The 740-nt window shown below is 81.1% G+C and carries 1 protein-coding gene; it reads left to right on the forward strand.

All coding sequences use genetic code 11. The features are described from left to right. A partial coding sequence (locus ACYVKY_RS07445; RefSeq protein WP_460434341.1) for an FHA domain-containing protein occupies positions 1–740 on the forward strand: 740 nt, incomplete at both ends.

Genomic DNA, 740 nt, shown 5'->3' on the forward strand with positions numbered 1-740 from the left:
GAGCTCGCGCTGGTGGGCGGGCTGCACGCCGGACCGCGCGTCCCCCTGCCCGAGGGCGCGCCGGTGCGGGTCGGCCGCGCGCAGGCCTGCACGCTGCGCACCGACGACCCCGAGACCAGCCGCGAGCACCTCGCGCTCACGCGCCGCGTCGAGCCGGTCGAGGTGCGCGTCCGCCGCGGCTGCGACGGCACCCGGGTCGGCAGCGCCCGCGCGGACGGGGCGGTCGTCGGCGCGGGCGACCCCGTGGGGCTGGGCGAGACCGTGCTGGCCGCCCGGCCCGCCGCCCCGGCCGCCGACGTGCTCGCCCCCGTGCCCGGGGGCGTCCTGCTGAACCGCCCACCGCGCATCGTCCCCGACCCGGTCGAGCGGTCGGTGCGGCTGCCCGACCTGCCGCGGGCGCCGCAGCGCCGCCGCATCCCCTGGCTGCTGGCGCTGGCACCCCTGGTGCTCGCCGGCGTGCTCTACCTGGTGGTGCCGAGCTTCGGTCCGTTCCTGCTCTTCATGGCGATGTCGCCGCTGCTCGTGGTCGGCACCGCCCTCGTCGACCGCCGGCACGGCCGGCAGGACCACGCCGAGGACCTCGCCCGCGCCGAGGCGGAGCGGGCGCGCGGCCGCGAGCGGTACGACGCGCTGGTCGCCCGCGAGCGCGACGCCCTGCGGTCCGCCTCGCCCGACCCGGCCTCGGTGCTCCGCGCCGCGTCCGGCCCGTCGCCGCGGCTGTGGGAGCGCCGCGCGGCCGA

The sequence above is a fragment of the Angustibacter speluncae genome (assembly GCF_054777815.1).